This window comes from Sphingobium aquiterrae (assembly GCF_037154135.1).
GTDB lineage: Bacteria > Pseudomonadota > Alphaproteobacteria > Sphingomonadales > Sphingomonadaceae > Sphingobium > Sphingobium aquiterrae.
The window spans coordinates 123,095-146,121 of record NZ_JBANFL010000011.1; the positions used below are offsets into that span (position 1 = coordinate 123,095).

General features: G+C 66.7%; 20 protein-coding genes. 12 read left to right on the plus strand and 8 right to left on the minus strand.

Annotation, left to right across the window (positions count from 1 at the left end; genetic code table 11):
• Positions 1-17: 17 nt before the first annotated feature.
• Positions 18-812 carry a rhamnogalacturonan acetylesterase gene (locus WFP78_RS13340; RefSeq protein WP_336963058.1) on the plus strand — a complete coding sequence of 265 codons (795 nt, stop codon included), beginning with the start codon at positions 18-20 and terminating at the stop codon, positions 810-812.
• Here the strand turns inward: WFP78_RS13340 and WFP78_RS13345 are convergent.
• Complete coding sequence (locus tag WFP78_RS13345) at positions 798-1,487, minus strand: DUF6250 domain-containing protein (RefSeq protein ID WP_336963060.1); 690 nt, start codon at positions 1,485-1,487, stop codon at positions 798-800. The genes WFP78_RS13340 and WFP78_RS13345 overlap by 15 nt on opposite strands.
• Positions 1,488-1,622: 135 nt before the next feature.
• Here WFP78_RS13345 and WFP78_RS13350 point away from each other — a divergent pair, with 135 nt between their 5' ends.
• The 4 genes from WFP78_RS13350 to WFP78_RS13365 are packed head-to-tail and all read left to right on the plus strand — an operon-like array spanning position 1,623 to position 6,211.
• Positions 1,623-3,191 (plus strand): rhamnogalacturonidase, encoded by a 1,569-nt coding sequence (locus WFP78_RS13350; RefSeq protein ID WP_336963063.1) that lies wholly within the window; start codon positions 1,623-1,625, stop codon positions 3,189-3,191.
• Between the two features lie 3 nt (positions 3,192-3,194).
• Complete coding sequence (locus tag WFP78_RS13355) at positions 3,195-3,512, plus strand: L-rhamnose mutarotase (protein ID WP_336963066.1); 318 nt, start codon at positions 3,195-3,197, stop codon at positions 3,510-3,512.
• Positions 3,513-3,567: 55 nt separating this feature from the next.
• On the plus strand, positions 3,568-4,680 hold the full coding sequence (gene bglB, locus WFP78_RS13360) for a beta-galactosidase BglB (RefSeq protein ID WP_336963069.1): 1,113 nt from the start codon (positions 3,568-3,570) through the stop codon (positions 4,678-4,680).
• Between the two features lie 19 nt (positions 4,681-4,699).
• On the plus strand, positions 4,700-6,211 hold the full coding sequence (locus tag WFP78_RS13365; RefSeq protein WP_336963071.1) for an MFS transporter: 1,512 nt from the start codon (positions 4,700-4,702) through the stop codon (positions 6,209-6,211).
• Positions 6,212-6,376: 165 nt separating this feature from the next.
• Here the strand turns inward: WFP78_RS13365 and WFP78_RS13370 are convergent, their stop codons facing one another.
• Genes WFP78_RS13370 through rhmD form a run of 4 tightly spaced genes read right to left on the minus strand, consistent with a single transcriptional unit; the run spans position 6,377 to position 10,116 of the window.
• Positions 6,377-7,285, minus strand: a complete 909-nt coding sequence (locus tag WFP78_RS13370) for an amidohydrolase family protein (RefSeq protein WP_336963074.1) — start codon at positions 7,283-7,285, stop codon at positions 6,377-6,379.
• A 21-nt stretch (positions 7,286-7,306) separates the two neighbouring features.
• Entirely contained in the window at positions 7,307-8,056 is a 750-nt protein-coding gene (locus tag WFP78_RS13375; protein ID WP_336963076.1) for an SDR family NAD(P)-dependent oxidoreductase, read from the minus strand.
• The gene (locus tag WFP78_RS13380; protein ID WP_336963078.1) at positions 8,053-8,919 is read right to left on the minus strand and encodes a fumarylacetoacetate hydrolase family protein; all 867 of its coding nucleotides are present in this window, start codon (positions 8,917-8,919) and stop codon (positions 8,053-8,055) included. The genes WFP78_RS13375 and WFP78_RS13380 overlap by 4 nt, the downstream gene beginning before the upstream one ends.
• A gap of 12 nt (positions 8,920-8,931) precedes the next feature.
• Positions 8,932-10,116: an L-rhamnonate dehydratase gene (gene rhmD, locus WFP78_RS13385; RefSeq protein WP_336963080.1), complete on the minus strand. Its 1,185-nt coding sequence runs from the start codon at positions 10,114-10,116 to the stop codon at positions 8,932-8,934.
• A 190-nt stretch (positions 10,117-10,306) separates the two neighbouring features.
• On the opposite strand from rhmD, the gene WFP78_RS13390 reads away from it, so the two are divergent.
• The 6 genes from WFP78_RS13390 (at position 10,307) to WFP78_RS13415 (ending at position 15,753) form a co-directional block, all read left to right on the plus strand.
• Complete coding sequence (locus WFP78_RS13390) at positions 10,307-11,143, plus strand: IclR family transcriptional regulator (RefSeq protein WP_336963083.1); 837 nt, start codon at positions 10,307-10,309, stop codon at positions 11,141-11,143.
• Positions 11,144-11,204: 61 nt separating this feature from the next.
• Complete coding sequence (locus tag WFP78_RS13395; protein ID WP_336963084.1) at positions 11,205-11,969, plus strand: L-rhamnose 1-dehydrogenase Lra1; 765 nt, start codon at positions 11,205-11,207, stop codon at positions 11,967-11,969.
• A gap of 76 nt (positions 11,970-12,045) precedes the next feature.
• Complete coding sequence (locus WFP78_RS13400; RefSeq protein ID WP_419722966.1) at positions 12,046-12,969, plus strand: alpha/beta hydrolase; 924 nt, start codon at positions 12,046-12,048, stop codon at positions 12,967-12,969.
• Positions 12,966-13,727, plus strand: a complete 762-nt coding sequence (locus tag WFP78_RS13405) for a (Fe-S)-binding protein (RefSeq protein ID WP_336963090.1) — start codon at positions 12,966-12,968, stop codon at positions 13,725-13,727. The genes WFP78_RS13400 and WFP78_RS13405 overlap by 4 nt, the downstream gene beginning before the upstream one ends.
• Positions 13,724-15,127 (plus strand): lactate utilization protein B, encoded by a 1,404-nt coding sequence (locus WFP78_RS13410; protein ID WP_336963093.1) that lies wholly within the window; start codon positions 13,724-13,726, stop codon positions 15,125-15,127. Before WFP78_RS13405 ends, WFP78_RS13410 begins: the two co-directional genes overlap by 4 nt.
• The gene (locus WFP78_RS13415; RefSeq protein WP_336963096.1) at positions 15,124-15,753 is read left to right on the plus strand and encodes a LutC/YkgG family protein; all 630 of its coding nucleotides are present in this window, start codon (positions 15,124-15,126) and stop codon (positions 15,751-15,753) included. Before WFP78_RS13410 ends, WFP78_RS13415 begins: the two co-directional genes overlap by 4 nt.
• An 88-nt stretch (positions 15,754-15,841) precedes the next feature.
• On the opposite strand, the gene WFP78_RS13420 is transcribed toward WFP78_RS13415, so the two are convergent.
• The 3 genes from WFP78_RS13420 to WFP78_RS13430 all read right to left on the minus strand — a co-directional run bounded on the left by WFP78_RS13420 (position 15,842) and on the right by WFP78_RS13430 (position 19,798).
• The gene (locus tag WFP78_RS13420; RefSeq protein ID WP_336963099.1) at positions 15,842-16,984 is read right to left on the minus strand and encodes a ComEC/Rec2 family competence protein; all 1,143 of its coding nucleotides are present in this window, start codon (positions 16,982-16,984) and stop codon (positions 15,842-15,844) included.
• 94 nt (positions 16,985-17,078) lie between these two features.
• Positions 17,079-18,230 (minus strand): aldose epimerase family protein, encoded by a 1,152-nt coding sequence (locus WFP78_RS13425; protein ID WP_336963103.1) that lies wholly within the window; start codon positions 18,228-18,230, stop codon positions 17,079-17,081.
• Positions 18,231-18,238: 8 nt separating this feature from the next.
• Positions 18,239-19,798, minus strand: coding sequence for a PQQ-dependent sugar dehydrogenase (locus WFP78_RS13430; protein WP_336963106.1), 1,560 nt, complete (start codon positions 19,796-19,798; stop codon positions 18,239-18,241).
• A gap of 377 nt (positions 19,799-20,175) precedes the next feature.
• Here WFP78_RS13430 and WFP78_RS13435 point away from each other — a divergent pair, with 377 nt between their 5' ends.
• Complete coding sequence (locus WFP78_RS13435; RefSeq protein ID WP_336963108.1) at positions 20,176-22,926, plus strand: TonB-dependent receptor domain-containing protein; 2,751 nt, start codon at positions 20,176-20,178, stop codon at positions 22,924-22,926.
• Positions 22,927-23,027 lie beyond the last annotated feature (101 nt).

The window sequence follows — 23,027 nt, forward strand, 5'->3', positions numbered from 1 at the left end:
ACGGCACTGGAGAGATGATGCGCCGCCTTGCCCTGATCGCCGCCCTCGCCTTCGCGCCGCCGGCCGCCGCGCAACCGGCGCCGGACGCGGCGGAGCGCGTCTTCATCGCCAGCGATTCCACCGCCGCCGCCTATCCCGCCGATCAATATCCGCAGATGGGCTGGGGCATGTTCCTGCGCTGCGCCCTGCCCGCGTCGGCGCAGGTGGTGAACATGGCGCGCGGCGGGCGAAGCACGAAGACCTATCGCGAGGAAGCGCTCTGGGCCGTGCTGCTTACCCAGGTTCGCCCCGGCGACACGGTGCTCATCCAGTTCGGCCATAATGACGAGGACATGCAGAAACCCTGGCGCCACACCGAGGCGAAGGGCGACTTCACCGCCAACCTGACAGCGATGGTCGCGGACGTGCGCCGGCGGCAGGCGGTGCCGGTGCTGCTGACGCCGGTGGCGCGCGACGCATTTGCGAACGGCCGCATCCAGGAAACCCATGGCGACCATGCGCTGGCCGTGCGCGACGTCGCGGCGGCCACCGGCACGCCGCTGATCGATCTCAATGCCGACAGCATGGCCTTTCTCGACCGTGCAGGCGAGACGGGGGCGAAGCGCTATTTCATGATCTACACGCCCGCCGACGGCATCGCCCGCTTCCCGCAGGGGCATGTCGACACCACCCATCTCAACGAGCTGGGCGCGCGGGCCATAGCGGCGCTGGTCGCGCAGGGGCTGGGCGGGCTCGGCGTGCCGATCGCGGCGAGGGTCAGGGCTGCGGCACCCGATTCGGTCCGCGCGCTCGGCGATTCAACCTGCCCGTGACGCGACCTGGAAATCGCGGATGCGAAGATGGCTCTTCGTCGTGCGCAGCCCGAAATAGCCGGCGCGATAGGGAGCCCGATCATCGAGCGCGAACAGCCCCTGCCCGTCGCGTTCCACCGCGATCCGCCGCCCGTCCGCGATCAGGCGCACATGCGTCCAGCGATTGGGCTGCAACAGCGAAGGCGGATCGCCCCGATCATGTTCGGGCAGCAGCGGCCGGTTGCCCCGGCGGCCGACATAGCGGCGGAAGCGCGTCGTGCTGTTCCGGTTGCCGCCGATGCCGACATAATAGGTGCGCAGGTCGTCATAATCGGCGAACGCGCCGCTCCGCTTGCGCAGCGCCGCGCCTCCCCCTGCCTCATGCGCCATCCAGAAGGCGTTGACATCGCTCACCGCATCGTTGGCGCCGCCTTCCGCGACAGCCATCACGTCATAGTCTATTCTCACAGGGCCGGTCAGGCGCCGCCGGAACCACAAAGTGACCCCCTCCGGCGTATCGATATCGAGCACGCCGTCCTTCGCCGCCACCCGTGCCGGGGCCTCGGCCTCGACATCCCATTGGGCAAGGCCGTTGCGGAAGTCGTCGCCCATGGCCGCGCTGCGCGCCAGGGCGCCACGCGACAGCGGGATAAAGGACAGGCCGGCCGCGCCCATCAGCAGCGTGCGACGGGACATAAGAATAAGGCCGGAAGATTCTTGCACCATGTGGGACGTTGTAGCATAGTGTGAGATGAATCCTATAGGCAACAAGCAGGAACGGCAGGAGGGCATGATGAGGGGTCGCACAGGTTCACGTCGCGTCATCGCCCGATGACGTTGATGGTCACGCGCCGCGAGGGGGCCGGGGGCCTGGCGGCGGCGCTCGCCCTGCTGCCCTTTCCTGCCCATGCCCGCGCCGTCTTCGATGTGCGCGACCTGGGCGCGCGGGGGGATGGCGCGCAGCTCGACACCGATGCGATCAACGCCGCGATCGGCGCGGCGGCCCGCGCGGGCGGCGGCACCGTCCGCTTGCCCAAGGGGCGCTATCTCAGCTTCTCGATCCGCCTGCAGAGCCGCGTCACGCTGTTGCTGGAGGATGGCGCCGTCATCGAGGCCGCCGATCCGGCGGTGCATGGCGGGCGCTATAACGACCCGGAGGAAGGATCGGACGGCCTCTACCAGGATTTCGGCCACAGCCACTGGCACAACAGCCTGATCCGGGGCGACGGGCTGGAGGATGTCGCCATCATCGGCCCCGGCCTCATCCACGGCAAGGGGCTGACCCGCAACGGGCCGGGCGCGCGGTGGCAGAAACAGGCGGGCGAGCGGCCATTGTCGATGCGCGACATGCCCCAGGCCGAGATCGACCGGCTGGAAACCGATCTTACCGCGATGCGTGGGCGGGGCAACAAGGCGATCGCGCTTAAAAATTGCCGCCGCGTCAGGCTTCAGGACTTTTCCCTGCTGAAGGGCGGCCATTTCGCCATTCTCGCGACCGGCGTCACCGGCCTCGACATCAGCGGGCTGAAGATCGACACGGAGCGCGACGGCATCGACCTCGATTGCGTCCGCGACGTGCGCGTCACCGGCTGCCGGGTCAATACGCCCAATGACGACGCCATCGTCGTCAAGAGCAGCTTCGCCCTGGGCCGCGCGGTGGCGAGCGAGCATGTGACCATCCGCGACTGCACGGTTTCCGGCTACGACCTCGGCACGATGCTGGACGGCAGGCGGGGCCGCAGCCAGGAACTGGCGCCCGATCGGGACCGGGTGACGGGCCGCATCAAGCTCGGCACCGAAAGCCATGGCGGCTATCGCCATGTGCTGATCGAGAATTGCCGCTGCGAACGCAGCCGGGGCCTTGCCTTCGAACTGGTCGACGGCGGCGCGATGGAGGATGTGACGGTGCGCGGCGTGCGGCTGGACGAGGTGACGAGCGCCCCGCTCTTCCTGCGCCTGGGCGACCGGCGGCGGGGACCGGAGGGCACCGGCATCGGGGCGATCCGGGGCGTGTCGATCAGCGATATCGAGGCGAGCGGGATCGACCATCGCTATCCCGCGATCGTCGCCGGCCTGCCGGGCCATCGGGTGGCCGACATCCGCCTGAGCCGCATCCACCTGCGCTTCCTGGGCGGCGGCACGGCGCAGGATGCCGCGCGCGTGCCGGAAGAGCTGGCCGACGCCTATCCGGAGCCGAGCATGTTCGGCGCCCTGCCCGCCTGGGGCCTGTGGATGCGCCACGCCCGCGGCATCGCCATCGACCGGCTGACGATGGAGACCGCCGGCGATGCCCGCCCGGCCATCGTCACCGACAACGTCGCCGATATCGCGGTGACGGCGACGCCCCTGTGGGCGCGCGCCGTGCATCGCCCCGCCCCGACCGCCAGCAAAAGGCCCTGACCGATGCCCAGCACCCATGCCTTCCGGATGCAGCTCAAGCCCGGCGCCGTTGCCGAATACAGGCGCCGCCATGACGAGATCTGGCCGGAACTTTCCGCCCTGCTCCGCCAGTCCGGCATCTATGATTATACGATCTTCCTCGACGAAGCGACGCTGTCGCTGTTCGCGGTGCTGAAGCTGCGCGACGACAATGACCGCGAGGCGTTGCCACAGCATCCGCTGATGCGCCGATGGTGGGATCACATGGCGCCGCTGATGGAAGTGGAGCCCGGCAACCGGCCCGTGGAATGGCCGCTCCTTCCCGTGTTCCACATGGATTGAAGCGACCCGAAACGGCGATGACGACAACATGGCACGACAATAAGGACGGATTTTCATGGCAGCTCTTACCCATTCGGTTCCACGCGCGGACGTGATCGGCGCGATCAACAAACTGATCGACAATCTGGTGAACCTGAAAGACGAAACCGGCGAATTCCTGCTGCGCCTGGACGACGGCCGGGTGATCGACACCAAGGGGTGGAACGATTGGGAATGGACCCACGGCATCGGCCTGTTCGGCATGTATCGCTATTATGAGCAGACCAACGACGAACGCGCGCTGGACATCATGCTGCAATGGTTCGCCGACCGCTTCGCCGCGGGGACGCCGACCAAGAACATCAACACCATGGCGCCCTTCCTGACGCTGGCGAACCTTTATGAAGATACGGGCGACCAGAGCTATATCCCCTATCTCGACAGCTGGGCCGAATGGCTGATGGCGCCGGACGGCCTGCCCAAGACGGAGGAAGGCGGCTTCCAGCACATCGTCTTCAACGACGAGAATCCGCAGGAGATGTGGGACGATACATTGATGATGTCGGTGCTGCCGCTGGCGCGCATCGGCCTGCTGCTGGATCGTCCCCATTATGTCGAGGAAGCCAAGCGCCAGTTCCTGGTCCACATCAAATATCTGTTCGATCGGCAGACGGGGCTCTGGTATCATGGCTGGACCTTCGAGGGGCGGCACAATTTCGCGGGGGCATTGTGGGCACGCGGCAATTGCTGGGTGACGATCGCCATTCCCGAGATCATCGAGATGCTCGACCTGCCCGCAGGCGACGCCTTCCGCACCTTCCTGGTCGACACGCTCGCCGCGCAGGTGAAGACACTGGCCCGGCATCAGGACGAAAGCGGCCTGTGGCATACGCTGATCGTGGACCCTTCCAGCTATCTGGAGGCATCGGCCACCGCCGGTTTCGCCTATGGCATCCTGAAGGGGGTTCGAAAGGGCTATCTGCCGCGCGAGTATGAAGCGGTGGGGATCAAGGCCGTGCAGGGCGTGCTCGCCAATATCGACGACAGCGGCGAGTTGAAGCAGGTGAGCTTCGGCACCGCGATGGGCGACACGATGCAGTTCTACAAGGACATCCCGCTGACATCCATGCCCTATGGCCAGAGCCTCGCCATCTGCGCGCTCGCGGAATTCCTCCGCACCTATATCTGACCGGGACCGGGAGAGGATCATGACACAAGCAGCACCCGCCCCCCAGGGACGGCCCGTCAGGCTCATCAACTATATCGCCTATGGCTCCAACGATTTCCTCGGCGCGGGGTCGATGGCGGTCGTCTCGGGCTGGGTGCTGATCTTCTATACGCAGTTCTGCGGGCTTTCCGCGGGCCAGGCGGCACTGATCTTCGCCGTCGCCCGCATCCTCGATGCCGTCGCCTCGCCGCTGATCGGCTATGTCTCCGACAATTTCGGGCGGACCTGGCTCGGCCGGCGCTTCGGGCGGCGGCGCTTCTTCATCCTCGCGGCCATCCCGCTGCTGCCCAGCTTCGCGCTGATGTGGCTGCCGGGCCAGGCGTTCCTCTACTATCTCGTCAGCTACGTCCTGTTCGAGCTGGTCTATGCGATGGTCATCATCCCCTATGAGACGCTCGCGGCGGAGATGTCCAACGACTATCGGACCAAGGCGAAGTTCGCCGGATTCCGCATCTTCCTGGGCCAGATATCCGCCATCCTGGCGGGCTTCCTGCCGATGTGGCTGATCGACTATCTGGGGCGGGACAGCGCCGACACCTTCTTCTACATGGGTGCGATCTTCGCCCTGCTGTTCATGCTGACGGCGGGTTTCCTCTACAGCTTCAGCTGGGAGCGGGAACCCGTGGCCGGGGAGCCGGAGAAAGCCGTCCAGGCGGCCGGGCCCGTCGACGCGCTGAAGGCGCTCTACAGCAACCTGCTGTCCACCATGCGCATCCGCGCCTTTCGCCTGCACCTGGGCATGTATCTGGGCGGCTATATCAGCCAGGACGTCTTCAACGCGGCCTTCACCTTCTTCGTGATCTTCGCGCTGGCGGGGTCGACCGCGCTGGCCTCCAGCCTGATCGGCACGATGTATGTCGTGCAGCTGGTCGCCGTCTTCATCGCGATCAACGTCGCGCTGCGGGCCTCGCCCAGCCTTGCCTATCGCATCGCCGCAGTCAGCTTCGGCACCGGCGTCCTGCTGCTGATCGGCTGCTGGGCGGGCGGCGTGCGCGCCGGCAACTGGATGCTGTGGGCGCCCATCCTCTTTGCCGGGCTGGGGCGCGGCGCGCTCAACTACATCCCCTGGGCGACATACAACTATATGGCGGACGTGGACGAGATCGTCACCGGCAAGCGGCGCGAGGGCAGCTTCGCAGGCGTCATGACCTTCGTGCGCAAGGCGACGCAGGCGGCGGCGGTCGCCGGTGTCGGCTACATCATGCAGCTGGGCGGCTTCCAGTCGAAGGCGCAGGTGCAGTCGGACGCGGCGATCCACATCATCGTGCTGGTGCTGGGCATCGGCACGCTGGTGGTGCTGGCGGGCGGCATCCTGGTGTCGTTCCGCTTCCGGCTCGACCCCCGCACCCATGCAGTGCTGATGAGCGAGATCGAGCGGCTGCGCGCCGGCGCGACCGAGCCCGCCGATGCGAAGAGCCGCGCCATCGTGGAGGACCTGTCGGGCTGGCGCTATGAGCAGCTATGGGGCCGGAACAGCGTCGCCACGCGCTGACGCCTTGCGCCGGGGGCATTCATGATGCTCCCGGCCTTCGGTTCAGCGTGGATTTTCGCACGTCCGCAGGCCCGCATCGGCGCGATGTCGGTCGGCCCCGGCGTGATTTCGCGCCGGATGGACTCATCCCGGACCCACTCCCGTTCAATCGGAACCGGAGTGGGTCTAAAGTGCGAGCCCCAGCCGATAGATCCGGTTCGCGTTGCGGCCGAACAGGGCGCGGCGTTCGTCCTCGGTAAAGTCGGCGACGATCGCGGCATAGGCGTCCAGATGCCGGTCGAAGCTGCCCGACAGCTTGTCCGTCGGGAAATCGCTGGCCAGCATCGCGCGGTCGGTGCCGAACAGGTCGATCGTGTCCAGCACATAGGGCCGCGCGCCATCGACGCTCCACGGGCGCCAGACGAAGCCCATGCCCGAAATCTTGACGAAGACATTGGGCAGCGCCGCCAGCGCCGCCATGCCCCGGCGCCACGCCTGCCAGCCGTCGGCATCGGCCGGCACCGCCATGCCCGCGTGGTTGATGATGACGGGAATGCCCGGATGGCGCGCGATCAGCCGCGCGAGGGCCGGGAACTGGCCCGGATAGGCCTGCAGGTCGAAGGACAGGCCATGATGGGCGAGCCGGGCGAACCCCCGCTCCCATTGCGGGTCCAGCGTCACGTCGCGCGGCGTGTAGCTGCGGCGCGGATCGGCATGCCAGTTGACGATATGGCGGATACCCCGGACATTGGCGCTGACGGCATGCGCGGCCAGCAGCGCGTCGACGGCGGGATCGTCCAGCGGGGCGAAGGCGACGATCGCGTTCGGCATGCCGCGCGCCTCCGCCATCGCCTGCAGCCAGCGGGTCTCGTCCAGCGCCGCCGCCGCTTCCGCGCCGGCATCCACATGCACGATGCCCCGGACGTCCCATCCGGCCGCGTCCGCCAGATAATCGTCAAGCAGATAGGTCGCCGCGATCGGCGCGACGCTGCCGTTCGGCCCCTCGTCGGAGAAGGGAGGCGTCAGCCAGGGATAGCGAATCCGGTCGAGGTCCCACAGATGGACATGGGCATCGACGAACGGCATGTCGCGCATGGCTGGGCTCCCCTCCCCGCGTCAGAAGGTCGTGCGTCCGCCCGACGTGTCGAAGGTGGCGGCGGTGGTGAAGCTGCACTCCTCGCTCGCCATGAAGCACGCCATGGCGGCCGACTCCTCGACTTCGCCCAGGCGGCCCATCGGTATCTTCGACCGCATATAGTCGACCTGGCTTTGCGGCAACTGGTCCAGGATCGGGCTTTCGAAGGTCGCAGGCGTCAGGCTGTTGGCGATCACGCCCCTGCCGGCCAGCTCCTTGCCCAGCGACTTGGTGAGGCCGATCACGCCCGCCTTCGACGCCGAATAGGCCGATGCATTCGGATTGCCTTCCTTGCCCGCGACCGAGGCGACGTTGACGATGCGGCCATAGCCGTTGGCGAGCATATGGGGAACGACCGCCCGGCAGCAGTAGAACAGGCCGTTGAGGTTGATCCCCATCACCTGCTGCCAGCTGTCGATGGGGAATTCATGCACGGGCTTTGTCGCGCCGGTGATGCCGGCGGAGCAGACGAGGATGTCGACCTTGCCCAGCGCCGCCGCGCTGGCATCGGCCGCCTGCGCGACCGCTTCCGGGTCGGAAACGTCGAGGGCGTACAGATATGCGGCGCCGACCTCGGCCGCCGTGGCAGCGAGCTTGTCGGCATCCACGTCCCACAGCGCGACCTGGCCGCCTTCGGCGACGATGCGTGCGGCAACGGCCTTGCCAAGGCCGGATGCGGCGCCCGTCACGATGGCGCAGCGGCCTGCGAAACGACCGGCAAAAATGCTCATGCCTGGTTCTCCCCCGTCTTGCAGGCGACAAAATCCTGCCGCTGTTCACCCAGCTTCTCGATGCCCAGCGTCACCACGTCGCCCGGCTTCAGATACCAGGGCTCCGGCTTCTGCCCCATGCCCACGCCCGGGGGCGTGCCGGTGGTGACGATGTCGCCGGGCTCCAGCGTCATGAACGTGCTGAGATAGGAGACGATGGTCGCGACGTCGAAAATCATCGTGCGGCTGTTGCCATGCTGCACGCGCCTGCCGTTGACGTCGAGCCACATGGAGAGGTTCTGCGGATCGCCCACCTCGTCGCCCGTCACCAGCCAGGGGCCGACCGGGCCGAAGGTCGGGAAGCCCTTGCCCTTGTCCCAGGTCGCGCCGCGCTCGATCTGCCAATGGCGCTCCGACACGTCGTTGATCACGCAATAGCCCGCCACATGATCGAGCGCATCGGCCGCATCGACGCGATAGGCACGCGTGCCGATGACGACGCCCAGCTCGACTTCCCAGTCCGTCTTCTGCGATCCGGCGGGAATGGTAACGGGATCGTTCGGCCCCTGGAGGCAGCTGATCCACTTGTTGAACACCACCGGTTCCGCCGGGATCGGCAGGTTCGATTCCGCCGCATGGTCGGCATAGTTGAGCCCGATGGCGACGAACTGGCGCGTGCCGGCAACAGGCACGCCATAGCGCGCGGCGCCTTCGGCCAGCGACAACGATGCCGGGTCGATGGCGGCGAGCCGCGCCAGCCCGGCCTTCGACAGCACGTCGCCGCCAATGTCATCGACATGGGCGGAAAGATCGCGAATCCGGCCGTCCGAATCGATCAGGCCGGGTTTCTCGGCGCCCACGGGGCCATAGCGGCAAAGCTTCATCTTCTGTCTTCCTCAGTTCGGATAGGGACGGTGCAGCGCGATCTCGCGATTGAGCTCGACGCCGAAACCCGGCTTGTCGAGCGCGCTCGCCTTCAGCCGTCCCTTTTCGGGGACCGGCTCGCCGATCAGTTGCGGGTGGAACATCGGCACGACCTTGTCCGCGCCCGGCGCCATCATCAGGAATTCGGCGAAGGGGCTGTTGTGGCGCGTGATGACGAAATGATAGCTGTAGACCGAGGAGCCGTGCGGCACGACCAGCTTGCCGCGCGCATCCGCCAGCGCGGAGATCTTCAGCAGCTCGGTCACGCCGCCGCACCAGCCGACATCGGGCTGGATGATGTCGCAGCAGTCCATGTCCATCAGCATGCGGAAGCCCCAGCGCGTCGCCTCATGCTCGCCCGTCGTGACCAGCATGCCCCTGGGCACGTTGCGCTTCAGCTCGGCATAGCCCCAATAATCGTCGGGGCTGATCGCCTCCTCGATCCATTTTAGGCCATGTTCGTGCGCGGCGATGGCAAGGCGCGTGGCATAATCGACGTCCAGCGCCATCCAGCAATCGAACATCAGCCAGAAGTCTGGGCCCACGCGCTCGCGCATCGTCGCCAGTTCGGCGATGTTCCGGTGCAGCCCTTCCAGCCCCTCGGCAGGGCCATGGTGCAGCGGCATCTTGCCGCCGATGAAACCCATGTCCCTGGCAAGGTCGGGCCGCGCGCCGGTCGCGTAGAATTGCAGCTCGTCGCGCACCGCGCCGCCCAGCATATGGTAGACCGGCTCCTGCCGCAGCTTGCCCAGCAGGTCCCACAGGGCAAGGTCGACGCCGGAGATGGCGTTCACGACCAGCCCCTTGCGGCCATAATATTGGGTCGAGAAATACATCTGGTCCCAGATCTTCTCATATTCGGCCGGCGAGCGCCCGATCAGGAAGCGCGACAGATGCTTCTCCACGATGAAGGCCGCCGGCTCGCCGCCGGTGGTGACGGCAAACCCGATGGTGCCATCCTCCGCCTCCAGCTCCACGACCAGCGTGCCGAGCACGTTGATGCCGAAGCTCTGCCGGCTCTGCCGATATTCGGGGTAACGCGCCATCGGCGTCGCGATATGATCGTCGATCCAGTGGCCGGCGCCCTGGTCATGATAATCGGCGCCACCGCCCCGCACCACGAACGCCCGGACATGCTTGATTTTCGACAGCCCCATTTTCCTACCCGCCATCCTCTGAACAATGCCCATCCGCCGCATTGCCTTGCATATTGGAGCAGTCATCCCAGTATGTGATACTGGAAGATGTCGATCTCCAACATGCGGTGGGATCGGACCCGTTCGGGGCCGTTCCATGCCGTGCGATTGATGGTTTACTTTCTCACGTTATGGGATAGGGTATTAAGGAATGAGACAGAAGGCGTCAAACGAAGATTCCGATGCAGGCAAAAATGAAGCCGGCACAGGACCGCAGGGAAGCCAGACCCTGCTGCGTGGCCTCGACATGATGGACCATGTCGTGGATGGGCCGGTCACGCTTGCCGAGCTGTCGGCCCGCATGGGCCTGACGCGGTCGACCACGCACAGGCTTGCCAATGCACTCATCGACCGCGGCTTCCTCACCTTCTTCCCGCGCGAAGGCTATCAGCTGGGGCCGAAGCTGCTGTATCTGGGCTTCCTCGCCCAGAGCCAGGTCGACCTGATCCAGACGGCGCGGCCCTATCTCGAATCGCTGGCGGCGCTGACCGAGGACACGGTCCATTTCGGCCGGCTGGAAGCGGACAAGGCGCTGTATCTGGACAAGATGCCGGGGCGGCGCAGGGTGGAGATATCCAGCCGCGTGGGCGATCGTCATCCGCTCACGTCGACGGGCCTGGGCAAGGCGCTGATCCTCGATCATATGCCGGCCCAGTGGCGCGCGCTGTTCGACGCCGACCATGCCGACAGCACCCCCGCCACCGACTATGCGCTGTGGGAGGAACGCATGCGCGGCTATGTGGCGGCCGGCCGCGCGTTCGACCTTGAAGAGAATGAGGATCAGATCCGCTGCGTGGCGGCGCCGGTCCGCGATGCGTCGAACCGCATCGTGGCGGCGATCAGCGTCTCCAGCGCCGCGCAATATATGAGCGACGCGCGCATGGCGGCGCTGAGCGACGACATTCGCGCCACCGCGCAGCAGATCAGCGTCGCGCTCGGCTGGAGCACGAATCCGGCGCCCGAACGGCATCATCGCGGGCGCCGCTAAAGCATCGAAGGACCAAGGCGGTTCCGGTGGATGGAACCGTTCTAACGAAAGGATTGCAGGCGTGGGTTTGCTGGAAGGAAAGACGGTCGTGATCACGGGCGCCTCGACGGGCATCGGGCGCGCAATCGCGATCGGCGCGGCCGAGCATGGCGCAGACGTCGCGATCAACTTCTCGCGCGACAAGGCGGGGGCGGATTCCTGCGTCGCGGCCATCGCGGCGCTGGGCCGGCGCGGGCTTGCCGTGCAGGGCGACGTCGCCGATCCGCAGACCGCCACCGACTTCATCGGCCATGCGGTGGATGCGTTCGGCAAGGTCGACGTGATGGTCAGCAATGCCGGCATCTGCCCCTTCCACAGCTTCCTCGACATGCCGGTCGAGACGTTCGAGCGGACGATGCGCGTCAACCTGCATGGCGGCTATTTCATGTGCCAGGCGGCGGCGCGGCAGATGGTGGCGCAGGGGCATGGCGGGTCGATCATCGCGGTGTCGTCGATCTCGGCGCTGGTCGGCGGCGAATATCAGACGCATTACACGCCCACCAAGGCGGGCCTGCATTCGCTGATGCAATCGGCCGCCATCGCGCTCGGCCGCCACGGCATACGCTGCAATTCGCTGCTGCCCGGCACGATCCTGACGGAGATCAACAAGGAAGACCTGGCCGATATCGAGAAGCGCAGATATATGGAAAGCCGCGTGCCGCTCGGCCGGCTGGGCATGCCGGAGGACATGGCCGGGCCGGCGGTGTTCCTGGCATCCGACATGGCCCGCTACGTCACCGGGGCGGCGCTCCTGGTCGATGGCGGCATGTTCGTGAACCTGCAATAGGGCGCGCGCCGTGACGAGCCGCCCCGCCTGGCACATCAATCGTCGTTCGCTGCTGGCGGCGGGCGCGCTGGCGGGCATGGCTTCCGCGGCGCGGGCATTGCCGCCGGTGCCGGAAGGCTTTGCGCGTTTCCCGATCTGGCCCGGCGCCATTCCCGGTGCCGTTCCCGGCGGCAGGGCCCTGAAGCTTGAGGACAGGGAAGTGCCGCGCAGCCCCGACGGCCCGGTGGACGACACCGCCTTCGTCCAGATCGCAACCCCCACCCTCACCATGATCCGGCCCCGCAAAAGCAATGGCGCGGCGCTGCTGCTGTTGCCCGGCGGCGGATATCGGCGGATCGCGATCGGGCATGAAGGCTATGCCATCGCGCGGCGCTTCGCGGCCGAAGGCTATACCTGCTTCATCCTGCTCTATCGCCTGCCCGCGGACGGCTGGGCGGATGGCCCCGATGCGCCCTTGCAGGATGCCCAGCGCGCCATGCGGATCGTGCGGCAGCGGGCGGCGCAGGAAGGCTACAGCCCGGACCGGATCGGCATGATCGGATTTTCGGCCGGCGGGCATCTGGCCGCGCGCCTGGCCACGCGCTTCGCGCAGCCGACCTATCCGCCCGTGGATGCGGCAGACGGCCTGTCCGCGCGCCCGACGGTGGCGAACCTCATGTATCCGGTGATGACGATGACCGGCCCGCTGGTCCATGCCGGATCGCGCGACATGCTGCTGGGCGAGAACCCGCCCGAGGAACGCCTGCGCGCGCTGTCGCCGCAGCTTTGGGTGCCGGCGGACGGACCGCCCACCTTCCTTGCCCATGCGGCCGACGACGCCACCGTGCCCGTGGGCAACAGCCTGCTGATGTTCTCCGCATTGCAGGCGGCGAAGATCCCGGCGGAGATGCACATCTTCGAAAAGGGCGGCCATGGCTTCGGCCTGACCCTGCCCGACAGGACGACATCCCCCTGGCCGACCCTGTTCATGGACTGGGCGCGCAGGCACGGCATGCCATGAACGTCGCGCTGTTCGTCACCTGCCTGGTCGACCTGATGCGGCCGCGCATCGGCTTTGCCGCGATCCGCGCGCTGGAGGCCGCCGGCTGCACCGTCATCGTCCCCGAAGGGCAGACCTGCTGCGGCCAGCCCGCGCTCAATTCCGGCGATCGCGAGAGCGCGACCGACATCGCCCGGCGCACGGTGGCGCTGCTGGAATCCTATGCGCATGTCGTGGTGCCCTCCGGCTCCTGCGCGGGCACGATCGTGCATCACTATCCCGAATTGCTGGCCAGCGACCCGGCATGGGCGGCGCGCGCGCAGCAGGTGGCGGGACGCACATGGGAAATCCTCGCCTTTCTGGACGAGAAATGCGGCTGGAAACCCACAGGCACCGCGCTGCACGCCGTCGCCACCTATCATGACAGCTGCTCGGGCCTGCGTGAGCTGGGCGTCCGCGTCCAGCCCCGGCGCCTGCTCGCCGCGGTCGAGGGATTGGAGATGCGGCCGCTTGCCGGGGCGGAAACCTGCTGCGGCTTCGGCGGCACCTTCTGCGTCAAATATCCGGCGATCTCCAACGCAATCGTAGACGAGAAGGCCCAGGCGATCGAGGACAGCGGCGCCGACCTGCTGCTGGCCGGCGATCTGGGCTGCCTGATGAACATGGCGGGCAAGCTCAACCGGCGCGGTTCCTCCGTCCGCGCCTTCCATACGGTGGAGATTCTGGCCGGCATGGGCGACGGCCCGGCCATCGGCGAACGGGGGAACGGGCGCGAATGAGCAACTCTGCCTTCACCCGCCGCGTCGACATGGCGCTGGGCGACCCGATGCTGAAGGTCGCGCTGGACCGGACGGCGGGCACGGCAGAGGCGAAGCGGGCCGTCGCCGTCGCCGCCTTTGCGGAATTCGACGCGGCACGCGACCGCGCCGCCGCGATCAAGGATCATGTGATCGCCCATCTGGGCCATTATCTGGAACAGTTCGAGGCGAATGCCATCGCCGCCGGCGCGCGCGTCCACTGGGCGACCACCGCCGACGAAGCCTGCCGGATCGTGATCGACATCTGCCGCGCGGCCGGCGCGACGTCGGTGGCGCGCTCCAAGTCGATGCTGGGCGAGGAGATCGGCCTGCCCCACGCGCTGGAGGCCGCCGGCATCACGCGGATCGAAACCGACCTGGCCGAACATATCATCCAGCTGGCCGACGAGCGCCCCTCGCACATCGTCTGGCCCGCGATGCACAAGACGCGCGAGCAGGTGTCGGACCTGTTCCGCGCCCATCATCGCGTGCCTCACCAGGAGGAAAGCATCGCCGCCATGGCCGAAAGCGCCCGGCGCGAGTTGCGGCAGCGGATGCTGGGCGCCGATGTCGGCATATCCGGCGCGAATTTCCTGATCGCCGACAGCGGCGCCGTCTGCACCGTCACCAATGAAGGCAATGCCGAGCTGTCGCTGGTCCCCCCGCGCGTCCACATCGTCACCGCCGGGATCGAGAAGATCGTGCCGAGCATGGCGCATGCCGTGCATATGCTGCGGATGCTGGCCCGCTCCGCCACCGGCGCGGCGCTGACGCAATATACGACCTTCTATGCAGGGCCGCGGCGGCCGGGGGATGGCGACGGGCCGGAAGAGATGCACATCGTCCTGGTCGACAATGGCCGCACCGGGATGCGGGCGGGCGATCTGGTCGAGATGCTGCGCTGCATCCGCTGCGGCGCGTGCATGAACCATTGCGTCGTCTTCCGCCAGATCGGCGGCCATGCCTATGGCGGCACCTATCCCGGCCCGATGGGATCGGTGCTGACCCCCGCGCTCGACGGGCTGGCGCCCAATCGCGACCTTGTCCACGCCTGCACGCTCAACGGGCGTTGCCAGGAGGTCTGCCCGGTGCGGATTCCCCTGCCCACGCTGTTGCGGGGCTGGCGGGAGAAGAGCTGGCGCGAGGGGCTGGAGCCAGTGACCACGCGGACCGCGCTGGGACTCTGGGCATGGTTCGTCCGCCGCCCGCGCCTTTACCGGCTCGCCAGCGGCATCGGCGCCCGGTTCCTGGCGCTGTGGGGCGGCGGGGGCTGGATTCGCACGCTGCCGCTTGCCGGCGGCTGGCTCGCCCATCGCGACCTGCCGGCGCCCGAAGGCGGCAGCTTCATGACGCAATATCGCCGGCGGCAGCGCGGCAGATGAGCGCGCGCGACACGATCCTGTCGCGGCTGGCGTCCGGCAGCGGCGCGCGAGGCGACCTCATCGCCGGGGAGGCTGCCGCATTGCTGCGCGACATGCCTCTGCCGCCCATGCCCGAAGGCGAAGCGGCGCATCTTTTCCTGGAGAAGCTGTCGGAGCCGTCGATCTCCGCCACGCATGACCGGATCGCCGACCTGGCGGCGCTGCCCGAGGCCGTCGGCCGCTATCTCGATGGCTTCGCCCTGCCGCGCGCGCTCTACCTGCCGCCCGACCCGGCACTGGAGACGCTCGACTGGACCGGTTTCGACCGCCATGCCTCGGCCGCGCCGGACGAGACGGCAGCGCTCGCCCGCGCGCTGATGGGCGTGGCGGAAACCGGGTCGCTGATCTTCGAAACCGCACCGCATGCGCCGATGCTGCCCAATTTCCTGTGCCTGCATCATCTGGTCGTCCTGCCGCGCGCCGCCATCGTCGCCCGGCTGGAAGCGGCGGCCGCCTACGGCCTCCAGCCGGTACGCGCGCGCTACTGGGTCTCCGGCGTCAGCGGCACGACGGATATCGAGGGCCAATATGTGCGCGGCGCCCATGGCCCACGCTATCTGCATGTGATCGTAACGGACGAGGGCTGAAGGCGATGTCCCGTCAGCCGGCTTGCAACCGACGGACCCGCCGGGCGCCTTCTCCGCCCGGCCCCTCCCGCGCCCGCATCGGCTGCTGTCAGCGCGCCGCCTGCGGATAGGTCCTGCTGAAGCCGTTGCGCGGATTGGTGATCGTCACACTGCCCGTTTTCGCCACCATGATCTGCAGGGGATGGATCGCGTCGGGCATGCCGTCGGGATTGGCGATCTGATCGGATGGCGGGTTCTTCCCCGGCGCGCGGGTGGCCATGTGCAATTGCCAGATCGCCTGTATTGCCGGGATCGCGCTGGCCGTGTCGAACGTGGCCGGGTCCGCGCCCTTGGTCGCGCCATTTTCGATCAGCAGCACGGTCGGGCGGACCGATCGGAGGAATGTCGGGCTGTTGCTGTTCGCGCTGCCATGATTGTTGGCGACCATCAGGTCGACCGGGCCGATCAGGTTGCGCGGGCAGACCAGGCTGTTCTCCACATCCCAGGTCGTGTCGCCCAGCGACAGGATGCGCGCCTTGCCCCAACTGGCGACGATGCCCAGCGAGCGGGGATTTTCCTCGCCGCCAAGATCGGGCGGGCCATCGCTCGGCGGGCAGCCCGCGCCGGGCGCGCCATCGCCCGCCAGCGGTTGCGCTGGAATGGCGCGATCGCTGTCGACCGCGATGAGGACGAGATCGTCGATCCTGAGCATATCGCCCGGCTTCATGACGCGATGCGGCCTGCTGCCGATCGCCGCGACATATTTGGGATAGTTCACCGCCGGGGCAAAGCTCTTCTGCCGCTCGGTCGCATCGGCCGGCAGATCCTCGCGATTGGCGCCATGGTCGATGAAGGTGCCGACCGGGATCAACTGCATGAGTTCCACCGCACCGCCGATATGGTCGATATGATAATGCGAGAGCATCAGATAATCGAGCTTGCTCAGCCCCGCCGCCTTCATCTGCGCGACGATCCGCTGCGCGCTGCTCGGCGTGGGCGTGGGCGCCGCCCCCTCGGCCGGACGCGGCCCGCCCATGCCGACGGGCCAGCCGGCGTCGATCAGCAGCGAATGCCCTTCCGGCGTGATGTAGAGCGTGGCCGCGCCGCCCTCCACATCCACAGGGATGATGCGCAGCATCGCCTCCCCATGGGCCGCACGCGCGGGCGCTGGCCCCGGGGCCAGCATGGCGGCGGCGAGGGCAGTCAGGGCGGCTGGGGCAGTCAGGGCGGCCGGGGTAAAGCGTCCCATCATGATGATGCGATCCTCATGTCATGTCCTTATCTGGCGGCGCGGAAAATGCGGCATTGCAAGCCCCGGGGCAATCCCGTGACCATGCACCGCGCCATCATCCGCCATCGGTGCCGAAGGCGAATTCGGTGGTCGAGTGGAAAACCTGCCCCGGACGCAGGACGGTGGAGGGGAAATTGGGCTTGTTCGGGCTATCGGGGAAATGTTCGGTCTCGAAGGCCACGCCGTCGCCCTGGCGCAGCGTCCGCCCCCCCGCGCCGGGCATGCCGCCGTTCAGATTATTGCCGGTATAGATCTGCACCGCCGGCTCGGTGGTGCGCACCTCCAGCGTCCGCCCGCTTTTCGGGTCGTGCAGCCTCACCGCGACGCTGAGGTCATTCTCATGCGGCTTGTCGAGCACGAAATTATGGTCGATGCCCTTGGCCAGCAGCATCTGCGGATCGCTCGACCACACGCGCTCGCGGATCGGGGTGGGCCGGCGGAAATCGAGCGGCGTCCCCTCGACCGGAACGATCTCGCCACGCGGCACCTGATGCTCGTCGGTGGGCGTCCAGCGGCTGGCGAAGACCTGCATCACCTGGTCGTAGACCGACCCCGAATCATCGCCGCCGATGTTGAAATAGCTGTGGTTGGTCAGGTTGATCACGGTCGGCTTGTCCGTCGTCGCCTCATAGTCCAGCCGCAGCACATTGGCGTTGGTCAACGTATAGGTCATCTTGACGCGCAGTTCGCCCGGATAGCCATTCTCGCCGTCCACGCTGACATAGGTGAGCACCGCGCCCGCAGCATCCGCGCGCTGGAAGGTCGAGACCTGCCAGATCTGGCTGCCGAACCCTTTGGGCCCGCCATGCATGGCGACGCCCGTCGCCGGGTTCGCCCGCAGCGTGTAGAAGACGCCGTCGAGGGTGAAGCCGCCGCCCGAAATGCGGTTCGCATAGCGGCCGACCACGCTGTTGAAGGCGCCCGCCTTTTCCCAATGCGCGAAATCGGGCATGCCCAGGACGACATTGCCGACCTTGCCGGTCCGGTCCGGCGCGTCGATCTCCACGAAGGTGCCGCCGCGGGTCGAGAAGCGCACGGTCATGCCCTTGTCGTTCCGCAATGTCACCAGCTCCACGGTCCGGCCGTCGTCGGCCTTGCCGAATATCGCCTTCTGCGCGGTCGCTGCCATCGCCGCGGCGGGCAGCATGGCGAGCATGACGGCGGCGCAGGCAAGCCCCGTCCGGTTCGCGTTCATATTCGCGTTCATGGCCCCCCTCATTGTGCCGGCACCAGTCTGATCACCATGCCGGGGGTCGGATCGGACAGGCTGAGGCCGGTCCCTGCCCCCGTCGGGTTCTGCAACAGCACATAGAGCAGGCCGTCCGGCCCGGTCGTCACCGCGCGCGTGCGGCCGAATTTGCTGAACAGCACCTCCTGATGCGTCACCGCGCGATCGCCGATCTCGATCCGGCGCAATTGCTGGCCGGCCAGGGCCGCGACGAAAAGACCATTTTTCCATCCCGGATACCGATCCCCCTTGTAAAAGCCGATGCCGCTGGGCGCGATGGTGGGCGTGTAATAGACGATCGGCTGTTCCATGCCCGGCGCGCTGCGTTTGGTGATGCCCGGCTGGCTGCCCATAGAGATCACGCCCCAGCCGTAATTCTTGCCGGGCTCGATGATGTTGATCTCGTCGCCGCCGGTCGGCCCATGCTCCGATTCCCAGAGCAGGCCGGTGCGCGGATCGAAGGACAGCCCCTGGGGATTGCGGTGGCCATAGCTCCAGATGCTGGGGATCGCCCCGGCCGTGTGGACGAAGGGATTGTCGGCCGGGATCGAGCCGTCGTCATTGACCCGGTGGATCTTGCCCAGCGGCACGTCCAGCCGCTGCGCATTGGCCATGTCGCCGCGCTCGCCGAGCGAGAAGAACAGGTGCCCCTTGCCGTCGAACAGGAAGCGCGATCCATAATGCGCGCCGCTCGTGGTGTAGAGCGCGACCGGCGCGCGGAAGATCGTCTGCGTATCGACCCATTCGTTCCGCGCATTGATCCTGCCGCGGATCAGCACGGTCATCGTCGGCGGGTTGACCGGGCGCTGGCCGGGCACCCGCTCGGCGCGCTCCTGCGGCGTCATGACATGGCCGGGCGCCACTTCGGTATAGGAAAGGTAGATCCAGCCGTTCCGGCGATAATCCGGATGCACGGCGACATCCAGCATGCCGCCATCCTGGCGCACCCATGGCGTGGGCGTGCCCTTCACCGGATCGGGCAGCAACGCGCCCTTGCGGTCGACGATGCGCAGATGGCCGCCCCGTTCGGTGACGAGCAGGCGGCCGTCCGGCAGGAAGGCCAGCCCCCAGGGCGTGTCCAGCCCCTGCGCCACCACCTCGATCCGGAAGGTCTGCTTCTCGCTCCTGATGATCTGGTTGGCGGGATCGGGGACGAAGGCGGGCGCGCCCTTGATCTCATGCGCATGGGTGCGGAGATAGCCGATGAGCTGATAGATATCGTCATCGGGCAGCATGTCCTTGAACGGCGGCATCTCGGTATCCGTGATGCCGTTGGCGATGATGTCGTGCAGCGCCTCGTCCTTCATCCCGCCGATCAGCGCCTCGTTGAACAGGCTCGGGCCGCGGCCGCCGGAAAGATCCGTGCCATGGCAGCCGGCACAAGTGTCGGCATAGAGCTGCGCCGCGTGGCGATAGGGATTGAAGCCAGCCGCGGGCGGCGCGACGGGGGAAGCCTGCGATGCCGGACCAGCGCCCTGTCCATCGGCACGCCCCCACGCGATCGCCGCGACGATCGCGACGGCGATCAGGGAGGAGCCCCGGAACATCCCGGCCGCAGCCCTTCCCCCACGCCGCCGAATCAAGCGCATTGCCATCAACTCCTCTCCCCCTGACCATTTCTCGTCATGTGCTACAAAACTGTATGCGAAAAATCGGGAATCCGTCCCCCTCTCATCCGTTATATTTGATCAATGTGCGATGAAATGTTGCAAAATCACGTTGTATTGAAATCTGACAGCTTCAAGCAAGATGCATACAGTCTACAGATGAGATACCAACCGGCAGGGCCAAAGGAGACATCGTCAAGGACGGACGCCCCATCACCAGGGCGCAGGCCAACGCGCCTGCAATCAACAAGTTCGAAAACGAACAATCGAAGGATCGGCCGCTCTCGACCGGGCGGTCTCCAACAACGGGGAGAGATATGCTTACACACACATTTCCGAATGGCGCATCGATCGTCAGGCGCGGCCGGCTGTTGGCAGGGTCTGCGATCATCCTCACGCTGCTGGCCGCAGGACCGGCCCTTGCCGAAACACCCGCCGCCCCCGCTTCGGCGCAGGGCGGCCCGGCCTCCCCGGCGGACGCACCGCCGGCACGGGATGCCGCCACCGCCCCGCAGGGCGCTGCCACCGACCCAGCCGACCTCAACGAGCAACAGGTCCAGGACATCATCGTCACCGGATCGAGCATTCGCGGCGTCGCGCCCACGGGGTCCCAGCTCATCGGCGTCTCGCAGGCGCAGATCGCCGATACCGCCCCCGCCAATACCAAGGAATTGCTGGCGGCCATACCGGCGCTGGGCAATTTCGGCGCCAATGCCGAGCAATCCACCTCCAACCGTTTCCGCACCGCAGGCTATCAGCCCAACATCCACAATGTCGGCATCTATGCGACGCTGACCCTGTTCAACGGCCATCGCTTCGCGCCGGTCGGCGGCGAGGCGGTGTTCCCCGATCCCTCGATCATCCCGGTGATCGCGGTGCAGCGCGTGGAAGTGGTCGCCGACGGCGGATCGGCCATCTATGGTTCGGATGCGGTCGCCGGCGTGGTGAACTTCATCTATCGCCGCAATGTCGAGGGCATCGAGGGATCGGTGACATACGGCTTCAACGACACGCGCTACCGCAAATATGACGCGGCGCTGATCGCCGGCCATAGCTGGGGCACCGGCAATGTCATGCTGGCCTATGAATATTCGCAGAACCGGTCGCCGCTCACCACCGATATCGACTTCCTCGCGCTCGGCGGGGACCAGACCTCGCGCGGCGGCCGCGACCTGCGCAGCTCCAACTGCCTGCAGCCGAACGTCACGGTGAACAACCGCACCTATGCCTATCCCGGCTATACGGTCGGCCGCAACACATGCGGGCTGCTGGACGCGGGGAGCATCATCCCCGACGGCCATCGCCACGCGGCCCTGCTGACCGCGCGCCAGGAACTGGGCGACAATGTCGAGCTGTGGACCGAGATCAACTATTCCAACTACAAGACACGCTCCTTCGGCGGCCAGACCTCGCTCGCGCTGATCATTCCCAACACCAATCCCTATTTCCAGCTGCCGCCGGGCGAAGTGGCGGACTCGATCCTCATCCGCCGCAGCGCGCTCGGGCTATTTCCGTCGCGGTTCAGCATCCAGTCCTCCAAGGCCTGGGGCGTGACGGCCGGCGCGGATGTCGACCTGGGCGGCGACTGGCGCGGGACGGCGATGGTCCATGTCTCCAAGACGAACGACTTCAACAGCGATCCCGAGCTTGACCTGGTCAATGCAGAGGCCGCGGCCAACGGCACCACCCTGGCGACCGCGCTCAATCCGTTCGGCCAGGCTGCGGACAATAATCCGGCGGTGCTGGCGAGCATCGACGACAATTATCGCCGCGACAACCGCACCAGCCAGCGGCTGCGCGAATTGCAGTTCAAGGCCGACGGCCCGCTGTTCGACATCGGCGGCGGCACCGTCCGCGCGGCGGTCGGCGTCGATTTCCGCGAGGAAGAGGCCGTGCAGCTGCAGACCAGCGGCACGGCGCTGCGCAGGATCATCACCGTGCGCGACGACGATATCGACCGCACCGTGATGGCCGGCTATGGCGAGCTCAACATCCCCCTCGTCGGCACGACCAACGAGATGCCGTGGTTGCACCAGGTGACGCTCTCCCTGGCCGGCCGCGTCGATTATTACCGGCAATATGGCGCACAGTTCAATCCGAAATACGGTATCGTCATTGCACCCTTCGCCGGATATTCGCTGCACGCCAGCTATGGCACATCGTTCGTCGCACCCAATCTGGGCCTGCTGTCGAGCAAGTTCGGCTATGTCGGCTCACGCGACCAGACCACGCCCTATACCGACTGGGAAACCGGCCAGCCGCTGCAGATTCCTTATAATATCTACAACTCGGGCGGCGGCAATCCGGACCTGCAGCCGGAAAGCGCGAAGACCTATTCGTTCGGCGTCGACCTTGCCCCGCCGCAGATCCGCGGACTGCGGTTCAGCGCCAGCTATTATCATGTGACCTATGAAAACACGATCTACAAGGCGACGCTGACCGACGCGATCACCAACCCCGCCTTTGCCGCCTATCGGGTGATCAACCCGACCCCCGCGCAGATCGCGGCGGAGATGGCCGCCGTCCCGCCGGAAATGGAAGTGCAATCCTATATCACCTGGGATGTCATCTTCCGCTCCTATGCGATCAACCTGGGCGTCCGGAAATTCGCCGGCATCGATTTCGACGGCGGCTATGATTTCTCCACCGGGATCGGCGATTTCAACTTTGCATGGAACGCCAATCTGAAGTTGACCGACAAGCAGCAGGTGCTGCCCAGCGCGCCATTCAACGATCGCCTGGGCACCGATCAGGCCCCCCGGTGGAAGGGGCGCCTCGCCCTGACCTGGGCGCTCGATCCTGTGACCATCAACCTCGCGGCCAATTATGTCGACTCGTTCAGATATAATAATGGCAGCATGTTCAAGAAGGCGGACTCCTGGACGACCTTCGACCTGGTCGGCCGCCTCTCGCTCGACAATCTGCACAAGGGGCTGTCGCTGCAGGGCCGTGTCGTCAACCTGTTCGACAAGGACCCGCCGTTCGTCGACAATGCCAACGGGTATCTGCCGGCGCTGGCATCGCCGTTCGGCCGTCAGTTCGAGCTGACGTTGCGCGCGAAGATGTAATGCCATGCCCGAGCGAGGAAGGGCCGCGGCAAGAGGGGCCCTTCCTCGCGAACGGTTGCATCGACAAGCCCGCACCGGGGGTATAGACTATTTCATTCGAC

What these genes read in the sequence shown, in the direction of transcription:
- rhmD (WP_336963080.1), bottom strand. Translation starts at nt 10,116, where the DNA reads ATGGGGCTGTCGAAAATCAAGCATGTCCGGGCGTTCGTGGTGCGGGGC.
- WFP78_RS13400 (WP_419722966.1), top strand. Translation starts at nt 12,046, where the DNA reads ATGGCTTCCGCGGCGCGGGCATTGCCGCCGGTGCCGGAAGGCTTTGCG.
- WFP78_RS13375 (WP_336963076.1), bottom strand. Translation starts at nt 8,056, where the DNA reads ATGAGCATTTTTGCCGGTCGTTTCGCAGGCCGCTGCGCCATCGTGACG.
- WFP78_RS13380 (WP_336963078.1), bottom strand. Translation starts at nt 8,919, where the DNA reads ATGAAGCTTTGCCGCTATGGCCCCGTGGGCGCCGAGAAACCCGGCCTG.
- WFP78_RS13355 (WP_336963066.1), top strand. Translation starts at nt 3,195, where the DNA reads ATGCCCAGCACCCATGCCTTCCGGATGCAGCTCAAGCCCGGCGCCGTT.
- WFP78_RS13430 (WP_336963106.1), bottom strand. Translation starts at nt 19,798, where the DNA reads ATGTTCCGGGGCTCCTCCCTGATCGCCGTCGCGATCGTCGCGGCGATC.
- WFP78_RS13420 (WP_336963099.1), bottom strand. Translation starts at nt 16,984, where the DNA reads ATGATGGGACGCTTTACCCCGGCCGCCCTGACTGCCCCAGCCGCCCTG.
- WFP78_RS13340 (WP_336963058.1), top strand. Translation starts at nt 18, where the DNA reads ATGCGCCGCCTTGCCCTGATCGCCGCCCTCGCCTTCGCGCCGCCGGCC.
- WFP78_RS13345 (WP_336963060.1), bottom strand. Translation starts at nt 1,487, where the DNA reads ATGTCCCGTCGCACGCTGCTGATGGGCGCGGCCGGCCTGTCCTTTATC.
- bglB (WP_336963069.1), top strand. Translation starts at nt 3,568, where the DNA reads ATGGCAGCTCTTACCCATTCGGTTCCACGCGCGGACGTGATCGGCGCG.
- WFP78_RS13415 (WP_336963096.1), top strand. Translation starts at nt 15,124, where the DNA reads ATGAGCGCGCGCGACACGATCCTGTCGCGGCTGGCGTCCGGCAGCGGC.
- WFP78_RS13410 (WP_336963093.1), top strand. Translation starts at nt 13,724, where the DNA reads ATGAGCAACTCTGCCTTCACCCGCCGCGTCGACATGGCGCTGGGCGAC.
- WFP78_RS13425 (WP_336963103.1), bottom strand. Translation starts at nt 18,230, where the DNA reads ATGAACGCGAATATGAACGCGAACCGGACGGGGCTTGCCTGCGCCGCC.
- WFP78_RS13405 (WP_336963090.1), top strand. Translation starts at nt 12,966, where the DNA reads ATGAACGTCGCGCTGTTCGTCACCTGCCTGGTCGACCTGATGCGGCCG.
- WFP78_RS13365 (WP_336963071.1), top strand. Translation starts at nt 4,700, where the DNA reads ATGACACAAGCAGCACCCGCCCCCCAGGGACGGCCCGTCAGGCTCATC.
- WFP78_RS13350 (WP_336963063.1), top strand. Translation starts at nt 1,623, where the DNA reads ATGACGTTGATGGTCACGCGCCGCGAGGGGGCCGGGGGCCTGGCGGCG.
- WFP78_RS13370 (WP_336963074.1), bottom strand. Translation starts at nt 7,285, where the DNA reads ATGCGCGACATGCCGTTCGTCGATGCCCATGTCCATCTGTGGGACCTC.
- WFP78_RS13435 (WP_336963108.1), top strand. Translation starts at nt 20,176, where the DNA reads ATGCTTACACACACATTTCCGAATGGCGCATCGATCGTCAGGCGCGGC.
- WFP78_RS13390 (WP_336963083.1), top strand. Translation starts at nt 10,307, where the DNA reads ATGAGACAGAAGGCGTCAAACGAAGATTCCGATGCAGGCAAAAATGAA.